At 55.2% G+C, this 6,022-nt stretch carries 8 protein-coding genes; all 8 read right to left on the bottom strand.

The genetic code is table 11. The features are described from left to right. Positions 1–36: 36 nt before the first annotated feature. The gene (locus M0P74_15675; GenBank protein MCK9365027.1) at positions 37–876 is read right to left on the bottom strand and encodes a fumarate hydratase; all 840 of its coding nucleotides are present in this window, start codon (positions 874–876) and stop codon (positions 37–39) included. A 234-nt stretch (positions 877–1,110) separates the two neighbouring features. After that, positions 1,111–1,641, bottom strand: coding sequence for a TlpA family protein disulfide reductase (locus M0P74_15670; protein ID MCK9365026.1), 531 nt, complete (start codon positions 1,639–1,641; stop codon positions 1,111–1,113). 14 nt (positions 1,642–1,655) lie between these two features. Next, positions 1,656–1,907, bottom strand: coding sequence for a CueP family metal-binding protein (locus M0P74_15665; protein ID MCK9365025.1), 252 nt, complete (start codon positions 1,905–1,907; stop codon positions 1,656–1,658). Next, positions 1,908–2,201 carry a hypothetical protein gene (locus M0P74_15660; protein MCK9365024.1) on the bottom strand — a complete coding sequence of 98 codons (294 nt, stop codon included), beginning with the start codon at positions 2,199–2,201 and terminating at the stop codon, positions 1,908–1,910. It abuts the gene before it with no gap. Positions 2,202–2,223: 22 nt separating this feature from the next. Beyond that, positions 2,224–2,892: an ABC transporter ATP-binding protein gene (locus M0P74_15655; protein MCK9365023.1), complete on the bottom strand. Its 669-nt coding sequence runs from the start codon at positions 2,890–2,892 to the stop codon at positions 2,224–2,226. A gap of 15 nt (positions 2,893–2,907) precedes the next feature. Further along, a complete protein-coding gene (locus M0P74_15650; protein ID MCK9365022.1) occupies positions 2,908–4,170 on the bottom strand; it encodes an FtsX-like permease family protein in 1,263 nt (420 codons plus the stop codon). An 18-nt stretch (positions 4,171–4,188) separates the two neighbouring features. Continuing rightward, on the bottom strand, positions 4,189–4,785 hold the full coding sequence (locus M0P74_15645) for a DUF2318 domain-containing protein (protein ID MCK9365021.1): 597 nt from the start codon (positions 4,783–4,785) through the stop codon (positions 4,189–4,191). Between the two features lie 16 nt (positions 4,786–4,801). Next, the gene (locus M0P74_15640; protein ID MCK9365020.1) at positions 4,802–5,785 is read right to left on the bottom strand and encodes a SurA N-terminal domain-containing protein; all 984 of its coding nucleotides are present in this window, start codon (positions 5,783–5,785) and stop codon (positions 4,802–4,804) included. Between the last annotated feature and the right edge of the window lie 237 nt (positions 5,786–6,022).

Here is a 6,022-nt window from a genome sequence, read left to right as displayed (position 1 = left end):
TTTCAGCCGAATTTCGTTTGCCATGCTCTTCCTCCCTTAGATAGTTGCTTCCTTATGCCTGTTTTGATGACACTGAACATTCACCGCCAGCGGGAGGCTGGCGATATGGCATGGTTCAACCTCGAAGAAAACCTCGAGCGCCGTGGTCGTGCCGCCATAACCCATAGGTCCTGTCCCGAGTTTATTGATCAGCTCCAGCACCTCCCGCTCGATCGCGGCGATCCCGGGATCGGGATTGCGCTCACCCACCTTGCGCAGCAATGCCTTCTTGGCCAGGATGGCCGTTCTCTCAAACGTTCCGCCGATCCCCACGCCGACAATTACGGGCGGACAGGGGTTGGAACCGGATTCCCTGATCCGGTTGACGATGTAATCCTTTATCCCTTCAACGCCCGCCGAGGGGGTCAGCATCTGGACGCGGCTCATGTTCTCCGCCCCGCCGCCCTTCGGAACGGCCATGATTTTGATCTTTTCTCCGGGGACAATGTCGTAGTGGATGATGGCCGGGGTGTTGTCCCCCGTATTTTTTCTGGTAAAGGGATCGCAGGACGATTTTCGCAAATATCCGTCTTTGTAGGCCTGCCTCACGCCTTCGTTGAAGGCGTCTTTGATGTTCCCGCCCACAACGTGAACATCCTGACCAATATCGACGAACAGGACGGCGAGACCCGTATCCTGGCAAAGCGGATATTCGCCTTCTGCGGCAATCCTGGCGTTTTCCTTAAGTTCCGTGAGAACTTCCCTGGCGACGGGCGATTCATCGCTGGCAATCCCCCGCTCAAAAGCGGCCACAATATCCTGCCCCAAATGGTAATTTGCATCTATCAGTAAAGTTTTCACCGTTGAAACTATCTCACTGATATTGATATCTCTCATGGTCTTCTCCTGTTTATTAAAGCTGAATACGGTATTGAATAAGTTCGCGCTGAAAGCGGCTGAATATTGAAACCTGCTCTTGCCGACAACGATGGCGCCGTCGGTCTGTTCTTACATATCTAATTTGAACTGGAATATGTCTTTGAGGTCTTCTTTTATTACATTATGTCACGGATGACAACATTTTTATGGGCGGGCAAAATATTTGCAGACAGGGCGGTCTTTCATCCCTCGTTAGAGAGACGACTTGGGCTTAAACATATTCGCCAGCGACTGATCGATAACACCCTGCCCTCCGGCTACTCTGCCGGCATCGTCGAGCAGAATCAGGGAAGGAACGCCCCGGATGCCGTAACTCTCAGCGACGGCGCCGTCTTCATCGAGCAACAGCCGGTAGGGAAGATTGTTTTTCTCCGCATAGCTGGAAGCCTTGTCACGGGATTCCCGAATGTCGATATTAACGACAACCAGTCCGCGCTTGGCGTAGCGGGCATATATCTCCTTCAGATGGGGGATCTCCTCTCGACAGGCGGGGCACCAGGTCGTGCCGAAGACGAGCAGCACTGGCTTTCCCCGTTGCTCGCTCAGTCGGAAGGAACTGCCGGCGAGATCCTTCAACACAAAATCCGGCGCCGGTTCTCCCCGCACCTCATCAGCCACAGTCGCGCGTTGATTGGCAAACCACCCCGGCGCCGCTACAACTATCCATGCAGCCGCGACTGCCACAACCAGCGCTGCCATGAAAATCTTAATCTTTCCGCTCATATCGTTCCCTTTTATTACTGCAATTGCAACGTGGTTACACAGGTCTTGCTGTCCGGAAAGGTTTCAATCACGCCTTGGGCGGTCAGATCGCCTCTCTTGACCTCCAGGCTGATCCGGCGATTTCTCGGCAGCCAGAGTTCCATAAAGCCGTTTTTCAGGGTGGTCATCACACCATCGACCAGAACATTTCCGTCCTCATCCACGGCCTTTACAAAAAATATCTGCTCGGTCAACTCCCCCTGACAGGAGGAGAAATAGTGAGTCATTCACGTATGCGTCTTCTGGATATACGGCGCCAAAGCGACGACCATTTTATCCTCCGGAAGCGGAATCTTTTTCACCTTCCCGTCGGGGAATTGAAATACCACCTCGCGGGAATTCACTAAGCTTTTGATCTCCTTTTGGGACCACTTCCATTCGTTGGCGATGGCCAAAGCCCGGGCGACATCGACATCTGCCAATAGAGCTTCCGCGGATTTACCGTCGCTTGCAAGCGCAGGCGCGGGAAACGCGGAGAGGATCCCCAGAAAGAGGGTAAACGATATCAGAAAATATTTCATCTGCTTTTGTCGCTCCTTTCGATCAGCCTTGAATTTTGCCGTCCTTGAGCCGGATAACTTCCCGGGCCGAGGCGGCATTCTCCGGATTGTGCGTCACCATGATGATCGTCTGACCTTCGGCATTGAGGTCGCCCAAGAGCGCCATAATCTCGTCGCCCGTCGCGGAATCGAGATTTCCCGTCGGTTCGTCGGCCAGGATAATCGGAGGATGGTTGACCAGCGCCCGGGCGATCGCCACCCGTTCCTGCTCCCCCCCGGAGAGTTGATTCGGAAGGCGTCGCTCCTTTGCCCCCAGTCCCACCTTTTCCAGCACCTGGCAGGCCGCCTCTTTCTGCCAGCCGTTCGAACCGCGAATAATGGTCAGCGGCAGCATCACGTTCTCCAGAACCGTCAGATAGGGGATCAGTTGAAAGGACTGGAAGACGAACCCGATATACTCCCTGCGGAAATCGGCCAGTTTCTCGTTGGGCAGGCCGTAGATGTCGATCCCGTCCACAATATAATTACCCGCACTGGGATGGCTGAGCCCTCCCAGGATATTGAGGAGGGTGCTCTTCCCCGAACCGGAAGGGCCCATGATCGCGACAAAATCACCCGACTCCACGCTTGCGGTCAGTTCCTGCAGTGCGGCGACGTTTTCCCCTTCGCTTTCGTAAAACTTGCGTACATTTTTTAGTTCAATCAGACTCATGCCTGTTCTCCTCCGCTATATTGCCCGCAGTGATTCGGCCGGGTCGAGCTGTGCGGCCCTCAGCGCCGGATAGACGCTGGCCGCAAGCCCCAGCAGGATGGAAAGACCAGTGGCGCCGAGGGCCACGCGCAAATCCCACGGGATCGCGATCCCCTGCCCGGGGAGAAAAAAGGGCAGCGTCAGCCGCGATACGCCCAGCCCCGCAAGATAGCCCAAAATACCCGCCAGGAAACCGACCACCAAGGCCTCCAGGAGGATGATCCGCGCAATGTGAGTCTTGCGGAAACCGATGGCGCGAAAGATCCCGATCTCCCGCGTCCGCTCGTTTACCGATGCCATCATCGTGGTAAAAACGATCAGCGAACCGATGAACATCACCACCGCCGAAATCCCCAGCGAAAAGCGTTTGAAATGACGCACCGTTTCAAGGCGCGACTCCACCGCCTGTTTGACGGCCGTCACCTTCGCCCCCGGCAGGGCGGCGGAAAGCTGCGCCACCATCTCCTCGATCGGACAGGTATTGCAGAAGGCGGCCACTTCCACCAGGGAGATTTCCCCCGACCGCTTGAGCGTTTTCTGCACCCGTCCCAAATCGGCGAAAATCAGCGCGTCATCCTGCGATCCCATCTCTTCCAGGATTCCCCGCACCGCAAACGCCTCACCCTGAATATCAACGGCATCTCCTTCACTGAGCTGCAGGTGCTCTGCCGCGGTGGCCCCAACCAGGAGGTCCCGGTCCGTCAGGGAAGGGACAAGCCCGAAGGCACTCTTGCCGCCGCTCCCGGCAACAGCCATTTCCCCCATTTCTGCCTTGCCGCCACTCTTTGTCTCTGAAACAGCGCCCGGAATCTTTTTGGGCGCAATCTTCCACCACTTCTTCAGCCGCAGTTCCTCCTTGAATACGATCCCCGAGAGCAAGACATCCTTTTGCTTGACCCGCGTCGCGGCGATAAGCTTGGGGGCGACAATGCTGATGTTTTCATTGTTCTTGATCGATGGGATGCGAGCAAGATCGGCCTGCTTAAGAGGCTGCACATCGAGGGACAGCCCGGAAAGTTGAATCCCCCCGTAGTTCAGTGCCAGATCGCGGGATTTGGGCGTGATCAGGATATTCGCCCCCAGTTCATCGAGCTTTTTGCCGATGTCGTTTTCCATCGCGCCGGTCAAGGCAAGCAGCGCCACAACGGTGGTTACGCCGATCAAAAGCCCGATGACGAGGAAAATCGTCTTGCCCCGGCGGCGCCGCAGGTTATTGAGCGAAATATTGTGCAAACGCATCTGCTTCCTCCGTTTGAGTTATACCCTCGGTTTCCAGCCCAGGATGATTGTATCTTGTATCTTTACCTTGCCGCCTTCGAGGGTATGGGCCACAACGTCTGGAGGATAGGCCAGGCAACCGCCGCTTACGCCCTGCAATTTTTCCAAAGTCCAGCGCGTGCCGCAGGCGTTGCAGACCATCTCATCGCCTTCGATATGGAATTTCGTGGAGCGGCAGGGTTCGCACATGCTGATCGCGGTCACAAGCTTTCCCGAGGGGGTGATGTAGGCCATGAGGGGCGCCTTTTTTCCCCCCTTGCTGTATTCAAAGTAAACGATCTTCTTGTCCTTTACGATATCCGCGGGTATTTCGATGGAACCGCTGCCGGAAACCGCGTCCACCGTCGTCATGCGAATATTCTGACCACTGTAGTTGACCTTTTGCGTAACCTGAGTTCCGGTGGCGCTGACAGCGCCAGCCTCAGAGCCGCTCCTCAATATGAACCAAGCCAGCGGAATGGTTACCGCCAGTAAAATCACGATTATCTTCACGAAGGGGAACTTCTTCTCTGTTTTTAAAAGTTTTTCCCGTTTCGACTCATTGCCCTTCAACACTTCTGCTTTATTTTCCTTCATCACCCTCTCCTTCTTGTTATATTTCAGATACTTTTCCGTCTCTATAGGAATAGGATGCAACTATTTTTCCACCCTTTTCGATGTCCACCTGGACATGACAGCCGTAATCGGTAACCTTTGCCTCCAACCCCTGCTCGGCGGGATGGGTCCCCCGATAAGCATCGAGAGCCGCGACGCTGGCCGTGCTCTGCAACTTTGGATCCAGAGCGCCGGGCGCCTGCTTCGTTCCACAGCCGCCCACTCCGGCGCTGCTGCCTCCACCGGCGCCGCAGCACGACTCCTCTCCCTGGGCTAACGACGGCGCCGGAGGAACGGTTTGATTAAAGGCCACCTTGGCTGCCTTTCTGTCCTGGGTCAGCCACTCGGCAAAATAGGCTTCGGAATCGGCTTGCGGCGGAGCTTTTGCCTTTTTGACCTCCTGAAAAAGGAGAAGGTTCCGGACTTGCCCCACCAGGTATTCCTGAGAGATGCCATCCTCCTTAAGGCTGGCCTGAAAATTATCGTCATTCCCGTAAATCTCCCGGCCGATCTTCTCTATCCGCTTGATCTCCTGTTGAACCAGGTCATCGCCCACCTTTATCTTCAAGCGGCTTGCCTCACGCGCCACCAGCCTTTCTTCCACCATCTTCTCCAAGACGTCGCGTTCCAGACGTCCCAAGAGCGCTCTGCCCTGCTCACCGGCAAACAACCCTTTTCCGTACTCTTTTTCCAGCATGAGTCTGCTGACATTAAGCTTCGAGCGCGCCTCGGACCGGGAGATCGACTCCCCATTCACCACCGCCGCCGGCCTTCCGAGCACTACGTCCCACGAAAATTCCCACGCCTGTTTTTCCGCGTACAGAAAACCCGCTCCGGCAAGCAGCAGCAGTACAACGGCAATCCCTGAATACCATAAGCGCCTGCCGCTTTTCCGTCTGACCCCTTCCTTGCATTCGGGACACAAAACCTCGCCCGCACCGGAAATCTCTTTTCCGCATTTTTCGCAATTTTTGTTTTCCAAGGCAACGCCTCCTTTCCCTTCTTGCTCCCCTGAAAAGCAACAGTTGTGCCAGAAGGCAAACATAAACGGAAAACATCCGTAAAACGCTGTTATTAAAACCGATTAATTAGGTGAAAAAGGAGTTTAATGGTAGCGGCCATAGGCATGCGCGCATTTTTTTCTCAGCATAGCCTGCCCTCAAGGGGAAGGTGGGCATTTTTTTAGCACCCCCGCCCAGAGTTGATGCCCGAAGCAGGC

Source organism: Syntrophales bacterium (assembly GCA_023229765.1).
Lineage (GTDB): Bacteria > Desulfobacterota > Syntrophia > Syntrophales > UBA5619 > DYTH01.
The sequence above is the reverse complement of the archived record's forward strand: the minus strand, read 5'-3'. Positions and strand labels throughout refer to the sequence as shown.